General features: G+C 60.7%; 17 protein-coding genes. 7 read left to right on the top strand and 10 right to left on the bottom strand.

The genetic code is table 11. The annotated features are described in order from the left end of the window. Window positions 1-5 precede the first annotated feature (5 nt). Window positions 6-677, bottom strand: coding sequence for a GNAT family N-acetyltransferase (locus LOY36_RS28445; RefSeq protein ID WP_019651295.1), 672 nt, complete (start codon window positions 675-677; stop codon window positions 6-8). 17 nt (window positions 678-694) lie between these two features. Then, window positions 695-1141, bottom strand: a complete 447-nt coding sequence (locus LOY36_RS28440) for a GNAT family N-acetyltransferase (RefSeq protein ID WP_019651296.1) — start codon at window positions 1139-1141, stop codon at window positions 695-697. 125 nt (window positions 1142-1266) lie between these two features. Between LOY36_RS28440 and LOY36_RS28435 the strand changes: the two genes are divergently transcribed. Beyond that, on the top strand, window positions 1267-2817 hold the full coding sequence (locus LOY36_RS28435) for a PLP-dependent aminotransferase family protein (protein ID WP_258671695.1): 1551 nt from the start codon (window positions 1267-1269) through the stop codon (window positions 2815-2817). A 180-nt stretch (window positions 2818-2997) separates the two neighbouring features. On the opposite strand, the gene LOY36_RS28430 is transcribed toward LOY36_RS28435, so the two are convergent. The 5 genes from LOY36_RS28430 to LOY36_RS28410 all read right to left on the bottom strand — a co-directional run bounded on the left by LOY36_RS28430 (window position 2998) and on the right by LOY36_RS28410 (window position 9079). After that, complete coding sequence (locus tag LOY36_RS28430; RefSeq protein WP_258671694.1) at window positions 2998-4098, bottom strand: polyamine ABC transporter substrate-binding protein; 1101 nt, start codon at window positions 4096-4098, stop codon at window positions 2998-3000. 12 nt (window positions 4099-4110) lie between these two features. Next, window positions 4111-5142 (bottom strand): histone deacetylase family protein, encoded by a 1032-nt coding sequence (locus tag LOY36_RS28425; protein WP_258671693.1) that lies wholly within the window; start codon window positions 5140-5142, stop codon window positions 4111-4113. 263 nt (window positions 5143-5405) lie between these two features. Continuing rightward, on the bottom strand, window positions 5406-6398 hold the full coding sequence (locus LOY36_RS28420; protein ID WP_086945214.1) for an AraC family transcriptional regulator: 993 nt from the start codon (window positions 6396-6398) through the stop codon (window positions 5406-5408). A gap of 94 nt (window positions 6399-6492) precedes the next feature. Further along, on the bottom strand, window positions 6493-7497 hold the full coding sequence (locus LOY36_RS28415; protein ID WP_258671692.1) for an asparaginase: 1005 nt from the start codon (window positions 7495-7497) through the stop codon (window positions 6493-6495). Between the two features lie 133 nt (window positions 7498-7630). Further along, entirely contained in the window at window positions 7631-9079 is a 1449-nt protein-coding gene (locus tag LOY36_RS28410) for a sodium:alanine symporter family protein (RefSeq protein WP_018927384.1), read from the bottom strand. A 250-nt stretch (window positions 9080-9329) separates the two neighbouring features. Between LOY36_RS28410 and LOY36_RS28405 the strand changes: the two genes are divergently transcribed. Further along, the gene (locus LOY36_RS28405) at window positions 9330-9512 is read left to right on the top strand and encodes a hypothetical protein (RefSeq protein ID WP_138866537.1); all 183 of its coding nucleotides are present in this window, start codon (window positions 9330-9332) and stop codon (window positions 9510-9512) included. Window positions 9513-9568: 56 nt separating this feature from the next. Here the strand turns inward: LOY36_RS28405 and aspA are convergent, their stop codons facing one another. Then, complete coding sequence (aspA, locus tag LOY36_RS28400) at window positions 9569-10993, bottom strand: aspartate ammonia-lyase (protein WP_007934488.1); 1425 nt, start codon at window positions 10991-10993, stop codon at window positions 9569-9571. Between the two features lie 180 nt (window positions 10994-11173). On the opposite strand from aspA, the gene LOY36_RS28395 reads away from it, so the two are divergent. The 5 genes from LOY36_RS28395 (at window position 11174) to LOY36_RS28375 (ending at window position 14875) form a co-directional block, all read left to right on the top strand. Further along, window positions 11174-12088: a LysR substrate-binding domain-containing protein gene (locus LOY36_RS28395; protein WP_258671691.1), complete on the top strand. Its 915-nt coding sequence runs from the start codon at window positions 11174-11176 to the stop codon at window positions 12086-12088. Between the two features lie 224 nt (window positions 12089-12312). After that, on the top strand, window positions 12313-12804 hold the full coding sequence (gene purE / locus LOY36_RS28390) for a 5-(carboxyamino)imidazole ribonucleotide mutase (RefSeq protein ID WP_003196369.1): 492 nt from the start codon (window positions 12313-12315) through the stop codon (window positions 12802-12804). 11 nt (window positions 12805-12815) lie between these two features. After that, the gene (locus LOY36_RS28385; protein WP_258671690.1) at window positions 12816-13898 is read left to right on the top strand and encodes a 5-(carboxyamino)imidazole ribonucleotide synthase; all 1083 of its coding nucleotides are present in this window, start codon (window positions 12816-12818) and stop codon (window positions 13896-13898) included. Between the two features lie 106 nt (window positions 13899-14004). Further along, window positions 14005-14250: a GlsB/YeaQ/YmgE family stress response membrane protein gene (locus LOY36_RS28380; RefSeq protein ID WP_007934492.1), complete on the top strand. Its 246-nt coding sequence runs from the start codon at window positions 14005-14007 to the stop codon at window positions 14248-14250. A gap of 88 nt (window positions 14251-14338) precedes the next feature. Beyond that, a complete protein-coding gene (locus LOY36_RS28375; RefSeq protein ID WP_030132475.1) occupies window positions 14339-14875 on the top strand; it encodes a DUF3299 domain-containing protein in 537 nt (178 codons plus the stop codon). Between the two features lie 87 nt (window positions 14876-14962). Here LOY36_RS28375 and LOY36_RS28370 read toward each other — a convergent pair whose 3' ends face one another. Beyond that, window positions 14963-15862: a D-hexose-6-phosphate mutarotase gene (locus LOY36_RS28370; protein WP_258671689.1), complete on the bottom strand. Its 900-nt coding sequence runs from the start codon at window positions 15860-15862 to the stop codon at window positions 14963-14965. 73 nt (window positions 15863-15935) lie between these two features. Next, window positions 15936-16340, bottom strand: coding sequence for an acyl-CoA thioesterase (locus LOY36_RS28365; RefSeq protein ID WP_007896491.1), 405 nt, complete (start codon window positions 16338-16340; stop codon window positions 15936-15938). Window positions 16341-16615: the final 275 nt, after the last annotated feature.

Genomic DNA, 16615 nt, shown 5'->3' with positions numbered 1-16615 from the left:
GGCTTTTAGCTCCGGCACTCCACCAACGTTTTCGCCTGCCCCGATTCCGTCTGGTTTTCATCGCTCAACCACCGCTCGAACCCCGCCTGAATCGTCGGCCATTCCGAGTCCAGAATCGAATACCACGCCGTGTCACGGTTCTGACCCTTGACCACCATGTGCTGGCGGAACACCCCCTCAAAACTGAACCCCAACCGTTCTGCTGCGTACTTGGAGCGAGCGTTGCCGTTGTTGCACTTCCATTCCAGACGCCGGTAACCCAGCGCAAAGGCTTCCCTGGCCAGCAGGTAAACCGCCTCGGTGCTTTTCGGTGAACGCTGCATCGGTGCGCCGAAGGTCACATGGCCGATCTCGATGCGACCCTGCGAAGGGACAATCGACATCAGGCTGAGGATGCCTTGCACATCGCCGCTAGCGCGGTCGATCACCGTGAAAAAATACGGATCGCTGTTGGCCGCGTGATTGTTCAGCCAGTCGTTGAATGCGCTGCGCTCCGGGAAAGGACCATAAGGCAAATAGTCCCAAAGTTTCGGATCCGAGCCCGGGCCTTCCAGGGCTTTCCACAAACCGTTGGCGTGACGCGCCGGATCAAGTTTTTCCAGGCGAATGAAACGCCCTTCGATCAGTTGAACCGAGGGCGGCGGAACGCCTTTCCAGTCCGCGAGTGAAGTCGACATGCTGCTCTCCTTAAACCTTAAAGGGCATTGCGAAACTGGATGAAACCGGGGCGTTCGGCGATGCGTTCATAGAGCTGGATCGCGGTGGCGTTGGTTTCGTGGGTCAGCCAATGGACTTTGCAGCACCCGTCGGCCTTTGCCGTGCTGTAGACGAATTCGATCAGTTGCCGACCAACGCCGGTGCCACGGGTTTCGGGCGTTACCAGCAAGTCTTGCAGGTAGCAGGAGTTTTCGATGCTCCAATTCGACCGGTGATAGATGAAATGCACCATGCCCACCGCTTTGCCATCGGCCCAGGCCAGCGCCCCGTGGGTCGGTTCACTCGGGTCGAGCAGGCGCTGCCAGGTGCTTTGGGTCACGACATCGGGCAGTTCGGTGTTGTAGAAGCGCAAGTAGGCTTGCCACAACGGCAGCCAGGCAGCGTGATCGTCGGCGGTGACCTGGCGGATGTCGATCTGACTCATGTTTATTCCTTAACGCGTCAAAGTGGCAGGTACAGGGAAAATTTCCTTGGCGAATGCCCTCATCCTAGGCAGGCTAATGGTCTGTTGTAAGAGCCATTAATGACCAATTTCATAGGTCCATTGTCATGTCGAATACGCCGCTTCCCTCGTCGTTCAACCCGGCGGGTATCGAACTCGACCGCCGCCAGGGCCTGAGTCGGCAGCTCTATCAAGCGCTGCGGGTACGCGTACTCGACGGACGATTGGCCAGCGGCACACGACTGCCGGCCAGTCGCGATCTGGCGGCGGCCTTATCGATTTCCCGCAACAGCGTGGTCCGTGCCTACGATCAGCTTTACGCTGAAGGCTTCATCGAGGGGCGTGTTGGCGACGGGACTTACGTTGCGCAATTGCCTCAGGCGGCGTTGTCGGTGAAAAAATTATCCACAAAAGTATCCACAGGGTTTTCAACAGGGTTACCCACAGCCTTATCCACAGACTGGCTGGATTTGCCTGTTGATTCATCCAGTAAAGTTATCCACAGCGGCGCTTTGGGGCGCGTTGAAAAGAATCATTTGGCCGTGCCGCCCAGTGGTCCGCCGCGCGCATTCAGGGTCGGCGTGCCGGCGTTCGATCTGTTCCCTTTCGAGGTTTGGGCCAAGCTGAATGCGGCTTTCTGGCGTAAGCCGGATTTACAGCAGCTGTGTTATGGCGACCCTGCGGGCGATTCGCGATTGCGTGGGCTGATTGCTGCTTACTTGCGCAGTTCGCGCGGCATGCAGTGCACCGCTGAGCAAATTGTGATCACCAGTGGTGCGCAGCAGGGGATCAGCCTTTGTGCACAGTTGCTGGTGGGGCCTGGCGATGGGGTGGGCATCGAAAACCCAGGTTATCGCGCCGCCGGTCATGCCTTTGCGGTAGCCGGTGCACGGTTGCATGGTGTGCCGGTGGATGACGAAGGGATCGACTGCAGCGCGCTGGCGGGGTTGAGCGATTGTCGGCTGGCTTACGTCACGCCTTCCCATCAATACCCGACCGGTGTGGTCATGAGCCTGGCCCGGCGCCTGGAACTGCTCGCCTGGGCCGAACGCAACCAGGGCTGGATCATCGAGGACGACTACGATGGCGAGTATCGTTACAGCGGCGCGCCGCTGGCGCCATTGGCGGCACTCGATCGCCATGGGCGGGTGCTGTATGTCGGCACCTTCGGCAAGGTCGCTTTTCCGGCGCTGCGCCTGGGTTATCTGGTGCTGCCGCCGGGCCTGGTGGACGCATTCGCGCAACGTCGGGCGGTGGATATGCGCCATTCCGAGGTGAGCACTCAGGCGGTGATGGCCGAGTTCATGGCTACCGGGCATTTTCAGCGGCACATTCGCCGGATGCGGCGTGCCGCCCTCAGCCGTCGCAATTGTTTGCTGGACGGTTGGCCGACCGGGATTGCCGGTGTGGGTAGCCTGCCCACCGTCTCCGCCGGGCTGCACCTGACGGTTTCAGTGGACAGCCTGGCCCGCGAACGGCAGCTGATCGAACAAGCAGAAAGCGTGGGTGTGGAGATCAATGGCTTGAGCAACTATTGGCTATCGGACTCCAGGACTCCAGTCGATCAGCGCGCCGGTCTGGTATTGGGTTTTGCGGCGGTGCCAGAGCCAGCGATAGAGTCGGCGCTGGCACGGTTGCGACAGGTCTGGCGGGATTGAACGATGGCCTCCCGTTTTTTCTAATGAACCGCTGACCTACGAATAAAACACTGGGACGGCGAGTGTGCGACTGATCTCGCCGCGATAAATGGCGATGAGTTCCTGATTGCTGCCACCGCGCAGATCAAAGTTGACCAAAAAAGACCCGCGATGGCGCGGGTCTTTGATTCACCGGGTGTTTCAGGTCCCGGACTTAATCTTGGTCCAGGCCCGGGTCCGCGCCCGTTCGGCATCGCGAGGCAAGGGTTGCAGGGTGTAAAGCGTGCTCATTGCCGTTTCGGTCGGGTACAGGTTCGGGTTGTTGCGAATCGCCGGGTCGACCATTTCCGTGGCGTCCTTGTTCGGGTTCGGGTAGCCGACGAAGTCGCTGACCGGTGCGATGACCTGGGGTTGCAGCAGGTAGTTGATGAAGGTGTAGGCGTCTTCCGGGTTTTTCGCGCCTTTGGGGATCGCGAGCATGTCGAACCAGATCGGCGCGCCTTCTTTGGGCAGGCGCATGTCGACGATCACACCGTTCTTGGCTTCCTTGGCACGGTTGGCGGCCTGGGAGAAGCTGCCGGAATACCCGACCGCGACGCAGATGTCACCGTTGGCGATGTCGGCCATGTACTTGGATGAATGGAAGTAGGTGACGTACGGGCGGATCTTCATCAGCAGCGCTTCAGCCTTGGCGTAGTCCGCCGGCTTCTTGCTGTTGGGGTCCAGGCCCAGGTGTTGCAGGGCCAGCGGCAGGATCTCCGACGGTGAGTCGAGCAGGGCCACGCCGCATTGCTTGAGCTTGCTGATGTTCTCTTCCTTGAAGATCAGGTCCCAGCTGTTCACCGGTGCGTTGTCGCCCAAGGCCGCCTTGACCTTGTCCGGGTTGAAGCCAATCAGGATGGTGCCGTACATGTACGGCACGGCGAATTTGTTGCCCGGGTCGTTGGCTTCGATCAGCTTCATCAGCTTGGGATCGAGGTGGTTCCAGTTCGGCAGTTTGCTGCGATCCACTGGCTGGAATACGCCGGCTTCGATCTGCTTGGCGAGGAACACGTTGGACGGCACCACCACGTCATAGCCGGAGTTGCCGGTCAGCAGCTTGGCTTCCAGCGCTTCGTTGGTGTCGAAGATGTCGTAGACCAGTTTGGTCTGGGTGTTCTGAGCCTTGAAATCTTCCAGTGCTTTGGGGGTGATGTAGTCGAACCAGTTGTACACCCGCAACGTACGTTCTTCAGCATGAACGGCGCCACTGAGCAGCGTGGCGCATAGAGCTGGAGCGATAAGACGCTTGAGTCGGTTCATTGTTCTAATTCCTCATTGGGCGCTTTCAAAACCTTCGAGAACGTTCACGGCATTGATGCCGATTTCTTCTACTGCGTAACCGCCTTCCATCACGAACAGTGTCGGCTTGCCGAGGCTGGCGATGCGCGTGCCCATCGCCAGGTAATCCGGGCTGTCGAGTTTGAACTGGGAGATGGGGTCGTCCTTGAACGTATCGACGCCCAGGGACACGACAACGATGTCGGCGCCGTAGGTTTCGATCTCTTTGCAGGCTTGTTCCAGTGCGGCGCTCCAACGGTCCCAAGCGCTGCCGGCGGGCAACGGGTAGTTGAAGTTGAACCCTTCGCCTGCGCCTTCACCGCGTTCGTCTTCGTAGCCGAGGAAGAACGGAAACTCGGCTTCTGGATGACCGTGGATCGAGGTGAACAGCACGTCGCTGCGTTCGTAGAAAATCGATTGAGTACCGTTGCCGTGGTGGTAATCGACATCGAGGATCGCAACCTTTTTGTGGCCTTGATCGAGGAACGCTTGAGCGGCGATGGCGGCGTTGTTGAGGTAGCAATAACCGCCCATCAAATCGCTGGCGGCATGGTGTCCCGGTGGACGGCACAGGGCGAAGGCACTGCGGGCGCCGCGCTGGATCGCCGCTTGGGCCGTGAGGGCAACTTGCGCTGCGCTGTACGCCGCTTGCCAGGTGCCGGCGGTGATCGGTGCGCCGCCGTCGAAGCTGTAATAGCCGAGTTGGCCGTGCAGGCTGGTGGGCATGATTCGGCGCAGGGTGCGGGCCGGCCAGGTATAGGGCAGCAAGTCGCCGTCGGTATTGAATGCGGTCCAGCGCGCCCAGGCACCTTTGAAGAAGTCGAGGTAGTCGCGGCTGTGGATGCGTTCGATCGGCCCGAGACCGAAATCCTGCGGCGCCTCCACCGGGCCGAGGTTGCGGTACTGCACGCGCTTTAGCACATGGTCAGCCCGTGAAGGCATTTCGAAGCAGGGCATCAATTGCCCGTCCATCAATTCACAACGGCCATGATGCAGGTGGTGGTCGTCCGAGTAGATCGTCAGCATTCTTGTTCTCCGCAGGCTGATTCGGTTTGAACACAGTCTTGCGGCAGGCGACGTTTGGGAGAACGGCAGGAAAGGCCAAAAGGGGATCGATATGGCCAAAACATTTGACCGAAATTCGCCCCCCTGTGGCGAGGGAGCTTGCTCCCGTTGGTCTGCGCAGCAGACCCAAACCGAACACCGTATTCCTCCCTTCAGATAGCAGTTGCCGGGTAACGACTGCTGCGCAGCCGAGCGGGAGCAAGCTCCCTCGCCACTGGGGCGGCTCAAGGCCGGAACTGGCTCGGCGCCACCCCACTCCAGCGCACAAACGCATGCCGGAAACTCGCGGTCTCGCTGAACCCCAATGCTTCGGCAATCTGGTAGATCGGTAGTTGATCCTCGCAGAGCATGCGTTTGGCCTGTTCAAATCGCAGTTCATCGAGCAGTTCCTGATAGCTGCATCCCAGGTCCTTCAGATGTCGGCGCAGGGTGCGCGACGAGCAGTTCAACTGTTCGGCCAGCCCGTCCAGGCCCGGTGCCGCGCTCAGTTGCGCGGCGAGCAATTGGCGGATGCGCCCCAGCCAGGCCTGACGCCCGGTGAACTCGGTGTTTTGCTTGCGACAGCGCTCGGCCATGGCCTGGTGGGTGATGGCGTCGGCCAGCGGCAGGGGGTGTTCGAGCCAGCGCTTGTCGAAGGCAAATCCGTTGGATGCTGCATCAAACTGCAACGGACAGTCGAAACGCTCGCTGTAGCGCGCCTGATAGTCCGGTGCCGGGTAATCGAAGCGAGCGCCGAGCAAAGGCAGAGGGTGGCCGAGCAGGTCTTCGCAGGTGACTTTCATCGAGACCAGGCAAAACTCGACATTGAACGGTGCCAGCGCGGGGTTTTCCCGATAGTCGCCAGCGGTGAGCCAGATGCGCTCGCCATCCTCCTCCAGGCTCAACTCGAACAGTGTTCCCAATAGCGCCGGGTAGTGCAGCGCCAACTGCAAGGCGTCACCTAAAGTGGCGCTGGTGAGTAAGGCGTACCCGAGCATGCCATAGGACGAAACGTGCATCCGCCGGCCCAACTCCAGACCGATATCGCGGCGCAGCGCGACGGCATTGGCGCACACCAGCATCTCTTGATTGGTGGTGATGCGCGTGTCCGCCCGGCTCAGATCCGCCACGCTGATGCCGCTGCCGGCCAATAACGCCTCGCTGGACAGGCCTTCGGCCTTGAAGGTGTTGAGCACCAGGGAGACGGCGTTGAGGGTGGTGAGGTGGGAGTGGAGCATGGAGTCTTCCAGCGTCGAGATGCTGGAACGGGAGCAAGTTATGTGCCCAATAACGATCTTGTGGGAGCGGGCTCCCACAAGGTTATGTGTTGTGTCAGCTCAGTTCGCCACACAGGTCGAGTTCGACCAGCCGCCGAACTTCAGCGGTTTCAAGCCCTGCACCGAGCAGCCCATGCAACTTGCCGAGCGCCGCCTCGCGAGTCATGCCGCCACCGGACAACAGGCCGGCATCGCGCAAGCGGCTGCCCGCCTCATACACGTCGAGCTTCACGCCACCCTCATGACATTGGGTGACCGCAACCACTACCACGCCATTGTCTCGTGCCCGTTCCAGGCTGGCGAGAAACCCGGGGTTGTCGCTGGGCCCGGTGCCGCTGCCATAACATTCCAGCACCAGACCCTGAATACCACTGTTGAGCAGGCCATCCAGTTGCTCGGCGCCGATGCCGGGGAACAGCGGCAGGACCGCGACCTTCGCCAGTTGCCTTGGCTGGTTGTAGTTCAGTTGGGCAGGTATCGAGGAAGCTTTCTCGCCGCCGCCCTGACGCTCCAGTCGCTTGAACGGATGACGACCGAAACTGCGAACCTTGGCGCAGCGGGTCGGGTCGAGCAGTTCGCCGTGGAAGTACAGATGAACACCCGGCGCCAGGCCTTGGCCAAGGGCACCCAGTGCACCACTGATGTTTTCCCAGGCATCACTGTCGGTCACGCCGGCCGGCAGCATGGAGCCGGTGAAACATACACGGGCGTTCAGGCCGAGCAACTGGAAGCTCATGGCCGCGGCACTGTAGGCCAGGGTGTCGGTGCCATGCAGGATCAGCACGCTGTCGCAGCCCTGGGCATCAACGGCGTCGACCACCGCTTCACGCAGTTGCTGCCAGTACGCAGGGGTCATGTTGGCGCTGTCGATCAGTGGCGACATCTCGCGAAAGCGCCACTGCGGCACCACCAACTCAGGCTGGCTGTGCAGGTAGTCGCGCATCCGCGCTTCGAAACCGGACGCCGGGGCCAAGCCGTGGGCACTGGCTTGCATGCCGATGGTGCCACCGGTGTAGAGCACCATGACGTGCTGCGCGGCAGGGTAAGAGGCGGAATTCATTGATGGGTCTCCTGGACGAATGCACCTTGCGCCGCAGCATGCCTGCGTGCGCAAGGTGTGTCACGTCGAGTGGCAGGACGCCACTCGTTGCGGTCTGTCGCGGCGGGTGGCGGGGAGCCACCCGCCAGGGCGATCAGCGTTGCGTGGCAGGCGTGCCCTGGGCTGCGCCTTGCTCGCGTGGAGCCGATTGGCTTGGGCTGCTCGGCCAGGCCTTCAGGTCCAGGTCCAGATCGGTGAATTTGCTGGAGTCGAACACTGGCTGCTTGACGCCGGCGCGGCGCTGCTCGTCGTAGTCGCGCATCACGCGCAGGCCGACCTTGAACAACATGGCCAGGGCCATCAAGTTGACGAAGGCCAGGCAGGTCATGGTGATGTCGGCGAAGGCGAACACGGTCGACAGGTCCTGCATCGAACCCCATACCACCAGCGCCAGAACCAGGCCGCGGAAAACCATCAGCACGGCGCGGTTGCGGCTGAGGAACTGCAGGCTGTTCTCGCCCAGGTAGTAGTTGTAGAGGATGCAGGTGAAGACGAACAGCGACAGCGCGACGCTGACGAACACGCGGCCCCAGTCACCGACCACGGCGGCCAGCGAGTTTTGGGTCAGGACGATGCCGTCACCTTCGAAGCCCGGGGTGTAGAAGCCCGACAGCAGGATCAGCAGCGCGGTGCAGGTGCAGATCACGAAGGTGTCGAGGAACACGCTGAAGGCCTGGACCACGCCCTGGGCGCCCGGGTGCTTCACGGCGGCCACGGCGGCGACGTTCGGCGCACTGCCCAGGCCTGCTTCGTTGGCGAACACGCCACGCTTCACGCCCATCACGATGGCGCTGCCGAGCAGGCCGCCGAAGGCTGGGTCGAGGCCGAAGGCGCTCTTGAAGATGGTTTCCAGCATGGCTGGCACGTGTTCGATCTGGGTGCCGATCACGTACAGGGTCACGCCGATATAGGCCAGGGTCTTGACCGGTACCAGCAGGTCGGACACCGCGGCGATGCGTTTGATGCCGCCGATGAAGGTAATGGCCAGCAGCACCGCCAGGACGATACCGGTGTGGCGTGGGTCGAAGGCAAAGGCGTTCTGCAGCGAGTGGGTCACGGTGTAGGACTGCAGGCCGATGAAGGCGAAGCCGTAGGTGACCAGCAGCAGGATGGAGAACACCACCGCCATGCCTTTCAGCTTCAGGCCGTGCTGAATGTAGTAGGCCGGGCCCCCACGATACAGGCCGTCGCCTTCGGCGCGCTTGTAGACCTGGGCCAGGGTGCATTCGAAGAAGCTGCTGGACATGCCTACCAGTGCGGTGACCCACATCCAGAACACGGCGCCCGGGCCGCCGAGGGTCACGGCGATGCCGACACCGGCGATGTTACCGGCGCCGACGCGGCCGGCGAGGCTCAGCATCAGGGCCTGGAACGAGCTCAGCTGGCCTGCCTGGCCGTGAAGGGACTCTTTGAAGACACTGAACATGTGGCCGAAATGGCGGAACTGGACGAAACGCGAGCGGATCGTGAAGTAGCTACCGAGCCCGACAATGAGCGCGATCAGTACTTTCCCTGAGAGGAAGTCGTTGATGACTTCGAGCATGGATTATTCCTCGCTATTTTTTGTGTGTGCGAATACTGGGTGGTCGACACATCGCGTTACACCAGGTTGTGCGTGGCACAACAGGTGGGTCGAAGGTTCGTCCCTGTTCCATTTCGCGGGTTGTTATTAGTTCGGCTTTCGCATGGGCTTGGGTCTCGTTATCGACGACCGCTCACGCGAAGAGGGCCGGCACTATACATAGGAGAGTGCCGTCCGTCTGCACAGTTGTGGTGCAATCGACGAAACGAAAGTGCTGCAAAATCAAAAAATCGCAGCCTTCGGCAGCCTCTACGGGTCTCTGTCAAACCCTGTAGAAGCTGTCGAAGGCTGCGATCTTGGCGGCACTGAAAACATTCAACATGTTCGTAAAATCCGCAAAGTGTTGGAAAAAAAAGGGCTTGAGGGAGTAAATCCCCAAGCCCTCAAAAGGTGAGAGGTGTCTAGTCCCTCGACCTGGTGAGCGTGCTCTTCAAAAGAGCCTGCGTTTGGTTAAGCCTTCAAAGGCACCAGACGCGGAGCAATCATGTTTTCCGGGCGCAGGATGTCGGCGAGCATTTCTTCGTCGAGCAAGCGTTCCTCGCGCACCAGTTCCAGCACGCCGCGGCCGCTTTCGAGGGCAACACGGGCAATGCGGGTGGCGTTTTCATAGCCGATGTACGGGTTCAGCGCGGTAACCAGGCCGATCGAGTGTTCGACCAGTTCACGGCAGCGTTCTTCGTTGGCGGTGATGCCGACGATGCAGTGCTCGCGCAGCATGTCCATGGCACGTTGCAGCAGGCGGATCGAGTCGAAGATCTTGAAGGCGATCAGCGGCTCCATCACGTTCAGCTGCAGCTGGCCGCCTTCGGCCGCGATGGTCAGGGCCAGGTCGTTGCCGATGATCTGGAACGCCACCTGGTTCACGGCTTCAGGGATAACCGGGTTGACCTTGCCTGGCATGATCGAGCTGCCTGGCTGGCGCGCCGGCAGGTTGATTTCGTTGATGCCGGTGCGTGGGCCGCTGGACAGCAGACGCAGGTCGTTGCAGATCTTCGACAGCTTGACCGCGGTACGCTTGAGCATGCCGGAGAACAGCACGAAGGCGCCCATGTCGGAGGTGGCTTCGATCAGGTCGGCGGCTGGCACCAGCGGTTGACCGCTGATCAGGGCCAGACGCTGAACGGCCAGGGCCTGGTAACGCGGGTCGGCGTTGATGCCGGTACCGATCGCGGTGCCGCCCAGGTTCACTTCGGTCAGCAGTTCAGGCGCCAGGGATTTGAGGCGTGCCAGGTCTTCGCTCAGGGTGGTGGCGAAGGCGCGGAATTCCTGGCCGAGGGTCATCGGCACGGCGTCTTGCAGCTGGGTACGGCCCATCTTCAGGACGTGGCTGAATTCTTCACCTTTGGCGGCGAACGACTGGATCAGGCTGTCGAGGCTGGCCAGCAGCGCGTCGTGACCCAACAGCAGACCCAGGCGGATAGCCGTCGGGTAGGCGTCGTTGGTCGACTGCGCCATGTTCACGTCGTTGTTCGGGTGCAGGTACTGGTATTCGCCCTTGCTGTGGCCCATGGCCTCCAGCGCGATGTTGGCGATGACTTCGTTGGCATTCATGTTGGTTGAAGTGCCAGCGCCGCCTTGAATCATGTCCACCACGAATTCTTCGTGGAAATCGCCGCGGATCAATCGGGCACAGGCTTCGCTGATGGCAGCGTGCTTGGCTTCGCTCAGGTGACCCAGCTCGCGGTTGGCGTCAGCGGCGGCCTGTTTGACCATCGCCAGACCAACAACCAGTTTTGGGTAATGCGAAATCGGAACGCCGGAGAGACGGAAGTTGTTCACCGCTCGCAGGGTCTGGATGCCGTAATACGCTTGAGCAGGTACTTCGAGTACGCCAAGCAGGTCTTTTTCTGTGCGGAAAGATGCAGCGGAGGACATGATAGAAATCATCTCGATATGGACCCGGTCTATGCCGGAACAGCGCAAATGCTAGGCTTGTGCAGAATTTTGAGCCAATGCTGTTAAACACTAGCCTATGCACATTCGGCATAATGCCCGTGTGACGCCGCGTGCGCGGCGAGCGTGTGACCTAAATTGGTGCATGTCCGGGAGGGCGTGATGAATCTGGAAAGCAAATGGCTTGAGGACTTTAGTGCCCTGGCTGCCACCCGCAGCTTCTCCCAGGCGGCCGAAAGACGCTTCGTGACTCAGCCTGCCTTCAGTCGGCGGATCCGCAGCCTCGAAGCCGCGCTGGGGCTGACGCTGGTCAACCGTTCCCGCACCCCGGTCGAGCTGACGGCGGCGGGGCAGCTGTTTCTTGTGACCGCGCGAACCGTGGTCGAACAGCTGGGTGAAGTGCTGCGCCACCTGCATCACCTGGAAGGCGGGCAGGGCGAGGTAATACAAGTCGCCGCCGCGCACTCCCTGGCGCTGGGTTTCTTCCCGCGCTGGATCGCACAATTGCGCAACGAAGGGTTGAACATTGCCACGCGACTGGTGGCCACAAACGTTGGCGATGCGGTGCACGCGTTGCGTGAAGGCGGTTGTGATCTGATGTTGGCGTTTTATGATCCGGACGCAGCGATGCAAATGGACTCGGAGATTTTTCCGTCATTGCATCTGGGGGACACCGAAATGCTCCCGGTGTGCGCCGCGGACGCTGACGGCAAACCGTTGTTCGACCTGGAAGGCGAGACCAGCGTGCCTTTGCTGGCCTACAGTGCCGGGGCATTTCTCGGGCGCTCAGTGAACATGCTGTTGCGCCAGCGCGCCCTGAGGTTCACCACTATTTACGAGACCGCCATGGCCGACAGCCTGAAAAGCATGGCGCTGGAAGGCCTGGGCATCGCTTGGGTGCCGCGTTTGAGCGTGCGCGCCGAACTGACTCGCGGCGAGTTGGTCATCTGCGGTGGCCCGCAATGGCATGTGCCGCTGGAGATTCGGCTGTATCGCTGCGCGCTGGTGCGCAAGGCGAATGTGCGGTTGCTCTGGCGCAAGCTGGAAGGCGGCACAGCGCAAAACCCTGCGGGTTAATGATTTTTTGTAGGCGTCGGGCTGACCCTGAAGTCAATAAAACCGGCACTTTGCGCCGTATGACAGATGGTCGTTTGGGGGGCTGTTTATCTGCTTCATTGAGGTATACTGCGCGGCCTTCGGCCGGTTTGACTGGCCATAATTCGTACAATCAAGCCACGCATTTTGCGTGGCTTGTTGTTTTTTGACGCGCCTGCGGGCGCCCAGAGAGAAGAGGCACGACGATGAGCGCACTGGTTGGCGTGATCATGGGCTCCAAGTCCGATTGGTCCACCCTTAGCCACACCGCCGATATGCTGGAAAAGCTCGGCATCCCTTACGAGGTGAAAGTGGTCTCTGCCCACCGCACCCCGGACCTGCTGTTCCAGTATGCCGAAGAGGCTGAGGCCCGTGGCATCGAGGTGATCATCGCCGGTGCCGGTGGCGCGGCCCACCTGCCAGGCATGTGTGCGGCCAAGACTCACCTGCCGGTGCTGGGCGTGCCGGTGCAGTCGTCGATGCTCTCGGGCGTCGATTCGCTGCTTTCTATCGTGCAGATGCCAGCCGGCATTCCGGTCGCCACCCTGGCCATCGGCAAGGCCGGTGCGATCAACGCAGCCCTGCTCTCGGCGAGCATCCTGGGCGCCAAGCATCCGCAGTTTCATACCGTGCTGAAAAAATTCCGCGCTGAGCAGACAGACAGCGTCCTGGACAATCCAGACCCACGCATCGCCTGAGGTTGTTGACGATGAAGATCGGTGTAATCGGTGGCGGCCAGTTGGGTCGCATGTTGGCGCTGGCGGGTACTCCGCTGGGCATGAACTTCGCTTTCCTGGACCCGGCGCCGGATGCTTGCGCAGCCGCGTTGGGCGAACACCTGCGGGCCGATTACGGCGATCAGGATCACCTGCGTCAGTTGGCCGATGAGGTCGATCTGGTGACCTTCGAGTTCGAAAGCGTCCCGGCCGAAACCGTGGCCTTCCTGTCGCAATTCGTTCCGGTGTACCCGAGCGCCGAAGCGCTGCGCATCGCCCGCGATCGCTGGTTCGAGAAGAGCATGTTCAAGGACCTGGGAATTCCGACCCCTGCGTTCGCCGACATCCAGTCCCAAGCCGATCTGGACGCCGCCGTGGCTGCCATCGGCCTGCCGGCCGTGCTGAAAACCCGCACCCTGGGTTACGACGGCAAGGGCCAGAAAGTCCTGCGCAAGCCTGAAGACGTGGTCGGCACCTTCGCCGAACTGGGCAGCGTTGCGTGCCTGCTGGAAGGCTTCGTGCCGTTCACCGGCGAAGTCTCGCTGATCGCCGTGCGTGCTCGCGATGGCGAAACGAAGTTCTATCCGCTGGTGCACAACACCCACGACAGCGGCATCCTCAAGCTGTCCGTGGCCAGCACCGATCACCCGTTGCAAGCGTTGGCTGAAGACTACTCCAGCCGGGTACTCAAGCAGCTGGACTACGTCGGCGTGATGGCGTTCGAGTTCTTCGAAGTCGACGGTGGCCTCAAGGCCAACGAGATCGCCCCGCGTGTGCACAACTCCGGGCACTGGACCACCGAAGGTGCCGAGTGCAGTCAGTTCGAAAACCACCTGCGAGCCGTTGCCGGTTTGCCGCTGGGTTCGACGGCCAAGGTCGGCGAGAGCGCGATGCTCAACTTCATCGGTAAAGTACCGGACACCGAGAAAGTCCTGGCCATTGCCGATTGCCATCTGCATCACTACGGCAAGGCCTTCAAGGTCGGCCGCAAGGTCGGTCATGCCAACCTGCGTTGTGCTGATCGGGCGACGCTCGCTGCGCAGATCCTCAAGGTCGAAGCGCTGATTGCCGAATAGTTTCATGTAGCAGCGGCGGAACCTTCCGAGGCCGCCGTTCTCTGATGGCAGGATGCCAAAGTCTGTCTAGGCTTTGACATAGCCAACCTAATCAGAGGGAAATGCCATGGGAATTATCGGAACCATCTTTATCGGCTTGATCGTCGGCCTGCTGGCTCGGTTTCTGAAACCGGGCGATGACAGCATGGGCTGGATCATGACCATCCTGCTCGGTATCGGCGGTTCACTGGCGGCCACTTACGGCGGCCAGGCCCTGGGCATTTACCATGCGGGTCAGGGCGCGGGGTTCATCGGTGCGTTGGTGGGCGCGGTGATATTGCTGGTGATCTACGGCCTGATCAAAAAGAACTGATTCAAGCGACAAAGCCCTCTCTGCGCCAACACCGGAGAGGGCTAGAATGCTTGGCGTTCCAACGTCCTTTCCTTTGCCGAGCACCTTCATGCGCCGTCTTCTGTTGACTCTTCTCTTCCTGGGCAGTGGTTTGGCCCATGCCGGCGAACTGCCGGAAACCGACTGGCTCGAACTGATGCCCAAGTCGGACCAGAAGGCCCTCGAGGCCATGCCCGAAATCGATCACAATTCACCGGAAGCCAATGGCACCTTTACCCAAAAAGGTGGCATGAAGCAGAGCAAGGGCTTGCCGGCGGTGATGTATTCGACCAAGACCGTGCCGTCGATGAACGACAAGCACATCCGCATCGGCGGTTATCCGGTACCGCTGGAATCCGATGCGAAGGGCCGCAGCACGTTGTTCTTCCTCGTGCCGTACCCAGGCGCTTGTATCCACGTGCCACCACCGCCGCCTAACCAACTGGTGCTGGTGCGTTATCCCAAAGGCCTGAAGCTGAATGACATCTACACACCGCTGTGGGTGACCGGCACGCTGAAGATCGAGACGGTTAACAACGACCTGGCGGATGCGGCGTATGCGCTGGATGCGGCCCAAGTACGGGTGGTCAAGGAATCGGATTTGTAAGCGCGGTTACCGCAAAAAAGATCGCAGCCTGCGGCAGCTCCTACATAGATCAGCGTAGGAGCTGCCGCAGGCTGCGATCTTTTGATCTTAAAGCGGTTTGCTGGCGATGCTCACGCCCAGGGTATGGCTAGCACCCGGCGCTAGCGTCACCACATCATCCATCACATTCGCCGTTTCAATGCACAACATGCGCTGCCAGCCATCGTCAGCCATGTCGCTGAACGCCGCGGCGCGGTCGATCCATGGGTTCCAGATCACCGCCGAGCGCGAACCGCTGCTGGTCAGTTCAATGCGTCGTTCCCAGTGCGGGTCAACGATGCTCAGCGTCGGCGGGGTATTCAAATAGATGCGGTCGGTCTCACCGGTAAAACGCAGATCACCGGTCTGAGTGACGGTTTTCCAGTCGTCCAGCGTCTCGATGTAACTCAAGCCATCAAGCCCTTCAACGTGCACGTTGCGCACATCGCTGACCGCGAAATAGCTGTGCAGCGCCTGGCTGATCGTGACGGGTTCAGTGCCGTTGTTTTCGCTCGTCAGGCTGATGTGCAACTGCTCATCCAGGCGAATGCTCAGCTTCAAGCCCACCTGATGCGGCCAGCCTGGCAGGCCGCCTTCGGGGTAGGGCAGGACGAACTCCACCTTCAGGCTTTCGCCCTCGGTTTCGATGCTGCCCAGTTCCCAGTCCATCGCTCGCACCAGCCCGTGAGCGGTCGGCGGCTCCTGGCTGATGCGCATGGCCTGGACACTCTGCGGGTTGCGCGACAGATTGCCGAACCACGGCCAGCACACCGGCACACCGGCACGAATAGCTTTGCCGGTCTTGAACACTGCCTCGTCGTTGAGCCAGATCAGCGGCGGTTGGCCGGCCAATTGATAACTGAGGATGTGCGCGCCTTGCTGGGCCACCAGCAATTCGGCCTGACCGTGGCGGATGCGCCAGCAGTTCAGTTCATCCAGTTTCACGGCTTCGACGGTGGGCGTGCTCATGGGGCGACTCTCAATCAGGAACAATGACTGCTATGGACCGCAAAACGGTCACCGCGTTTAACGAGCGCCTTGTTTAACGAGCTCTGGGCGGAACCGAACGAGTGCGGCCGCTGCCGTCGATGGCGACGAACACAAACACGGCTTCGGTCACTTTACGCCACTCGCTGGACAGTGGATCGTCGCTCCAGACTTCAACCATCATCTGAATCGAGCTGCGACCGATTTCCAGGGCCTGGGTATAGAAGGAGAGCTGAGCGCCCACCGCCACCGGCACCAGAAACGCCATGCGATCGATCGCAACGGTGGCCACGCGACCACCGGCAACCTTGCTGGCCATTGCGGTGCCCGCCAAATCCATCTGCGCCACCAGCCAGCCGCCGAAAATATCGCCAAAGCCGTTGGTTTCACGCGGAAGCGCGGTAATTTGCAGGGCCAGGTCGCCTTGCGGGATTGGATCTTCTTGTTCGAGCTCTATCATGCCGGGGGTGCCTCTGACCCGTGACTCTCATTGGTACTTCAGGTGAATAGCCGTCTCAAGGAAAAACGATTCAGCCCCGAACATACTACGTTCGTCACGTTTTTCGTAAGGCGCCTAAAGGGAAACTCTGCGAAATCGGCTGACGGGTGCCAACGACGGTTTCGCACAGCAACCCCTTACAAACCGTTGCAACGTTGTGAGTATATCGGTCGATAGACTCCGAGACGACCGTCCGGTTCTCATTTCGACCGTCAAATACGCACCTCTATGTGCTT

This window comes from Pseudomonas sp. B21-019 (assembly GCF_024749225.1).
Lineage (GTDB): Bacteria > Pseudomonadota > Gammaproteobacteria > Pseudomonadales > Pseudomonadaceae > Aquipseudomonas.
Note: the sequence above shows the minus strand (reverse complement) of the source record. Positions and strands in the feature narration are given on the sequence as shown.

What these genes read in the sequence shown, in the direction of transcription:
- LOY36_RS28375 (WP_030132475.1), top strand. Translation starts at nt 14,339, where the DNA reads ATGCGCCGTCTTCTGTTGACTCTTCTCTTCCTGGGCAGTGGTTTGGCC.
- LOY36_RS28370 (WP_258671689.1), bottom strand. Translation starts at nt 15,862, where the DNA reads ATGAGCACGCCCACCGTCGAAGCCGTGAAACTGGATGAACTGAACTGC.
- LOY36_RS28365 (WP_007896491.1), bottom strand. Translation starts at nt 16,340, where the DNA reads ATGATAGAGCTCGAACAAGAAGATCCAATCCCGCAAGGCGACCTGGCC.
- LOY36_RS28420 (WP_086945214.1), bottom strand. Translation starts at nt 6,398, where the DNA reads ATGCTCCACTCCCACCTCACCACCCTCAACGCCGTCTCCCTGGTGCTC.
- aspA (WP_007934488.1), bottom strand. Translation starts at nt 10,993, where the DNA reads ATGTCCTCCGCTGCATCTTTCCGCACAGAAAAAGACCTGCTTGGCGTA.
- LOY36_RS28415 (WP_258671692.1), bottom strand. Translation starts at nt 7,497, where the DNA reads ATGAATTCCGCCTCTTACCCTGCCGCGCAGCACGTCATGGTGCTCTAC.
- LOY36_RS28435 (WP_258671695.1), top strand. Translation starts at nt 1,267, where the DNA reads ATGTCGAATACGCCGCTTCCCTCGTCGTTCAACCCGGCGGGTATCGAA.
- LOY36_RS28380 (WP_007934492.1), top strand. Translation starts at nt 14,005, where the DNA reads ATGGGAATTATCGGAACCATCTTTATCGGCTTGATCGTCGGCCTGCTG.
- LOY36_RS28425 (WP_258671693.1), bottom strand. Translation starts at nt 5,142, where the DNA reads ATGCTGACGATCTACTCGGACGACCACCACCTGCATCATGGCCGTTGT.
- LOY36_RS28410 (WP_018927384.1), bottom strand. Translation starts at nt 9,079, where the DNA reads ATGCTCGAAGTCATCAACGACTTCCTCTCAGGGAAAGTACTGATCGCG.
- LOY36_RS28395 (WP_258671691.1), top strand. Translation starts at nt 11,174, where the DNA reads ATGAATCTGGAAAGCAAATGGCTTGAGGACTTTAGTGCCCTGGCTGCC.
- LOY36_RS28445 (WP_019651295.1), bottom strand. Translation starts at nt 677, where the DNA reads ATGTCGACTTCACTCGCGGACTGGAAAGGCGTTCCGCCGCCCTCGGTT.
- LOY36_RS28440 (WP_019651296.1), bottom strand. Translation starts at nt 1,141, where the DNA reads ATGAGTCAGATCGACATCCGCCAGGTCACCGCCGACGATCACGCTGCC.
- LOY36_RS28385 (WP_258671690.1), top strand. Translation starts at nt 12,816, where the DNA reads ATGAAGATCGGTGTAATCGGTGGCGGCCAGTTGGGTCGCATGTTGGCG.
- LOY36_RS28430 (WP_258671694.1), bottom strand. Translation starts at nt 4,098, where the DNA reads ATGAACCGACTCAAGCGTCTTATCGCTCCAGCTCTATGCGCCACGCTG.
- purE (WP_003196369.1), top strand. Translation starts at nt 12,313, where the DNA reads ATGAGCGCACTGGTTGGCGTGATCATGGGCTCCAAGTCCGATTGGTCC.